Source organism: candidate division KSB1 bacterium (assembly GCA_024655945.1).
Lineage (GTDB): Bacteria > Zhuqueibacterota > Zhuqueibacteria > JANLFK01 > Oleimicrobiaceae > Oleimicrobium.
Genome location: JANLFK010000024.1, coordinates 1 through 968 on the forward strand (window position 1 = coordinate 1; position 968 = coordinate 968).

A 968-nucleotide genomic window follows, 5' to 3' on the forward strand; every position below is an offset into this window, starting at 1 on the left:
AGTTGTGGGGTCTCGATCCCGACAACCCCTCCATATATCCGGCTCCTGCACTCATGCGTCCCGGCGAGGCTGCGCGCCTCCCACGCGAGAGCTACTTCAAAATCACCGCGAGATCGCTCCTCGGACGTTACCTGCAGCGATCGCTCCAGCTCAACCCCGCGGACGTCGAGCGCCTGCTTGACATGCTTCTGAACGTGCTGGTAGGATGGGGGCTGCTGCGAGAGCACACTTATGAGGACCACCGTCTTTACCGTTTAGACGCTGGATGCATCATCTGGCGCCTCGGAGACGGGACCCCTCCGCAACCCGACCCGATCTGGGCGAGACGCACGACAGACCTGACTCCAGAGGTGAACCGCTTTTTCCAGCAGTTTTACATGGAGTCATCCTCTGATCTTGCCTCCCTGGAGGCGCGGGAGCACACCGCGCAGGTGGTGACTCCGGGCGAGCGCGAGAGGCGTGAGCGTAGGTTCCGAGGCATCGAGGATCCACCGCTGCCATACCTGGTCTGCTCGCCGACCATGGAGCTGGGGATCGATATCGCCGACCTGGACGCGGTCCACATGCGCAACATCCCCCCAACACCTGCCAACTACGCGCAGCGCAGCGGCAGGGCCGGGCGCCAGGGCCAGGCAGGGCTGATCATGGCTTACTGTGGTGCCTACAGCCCCCACGATCAGTACTTCTTCCGCAGCCGTGAGGAGATGGTGGCAGGCAGCGTGCAGGCCCCACGCATCGATCTAACCAACGAGGCCCTCATCCGGGCACACGTGCATGCAGAGTGGCTGGCCACAGTCAACCTGCCGCTGCATCAGTCTGTGGAGAACGTTATAAATATCGATCTGGAGACGCTGCCGATGCTCGATACGGTCGCAGCCCAGCTCCAGCTGAGCGATCATCTCCTGGGGACACTCAGATCCAGGATAGAGTCCATAATCGCCCACGATCGGGATGAGCTGAGCAGCTCC

The 968-nt window shown here is 62.2% G+C and carries 1 protein-coding gene; it reads left to right on the forward strand.

Annotated elements, in window-relative coordinates:
• Window positions 1-377 precede the first annotated feature (377 nt).
• The coding region (locus tag NUW13_16070) for a helicase-related protein (protein MCR4440525.1) at window positions 378-968 on the forward strand (591 nt) is incomplete at its 3' end.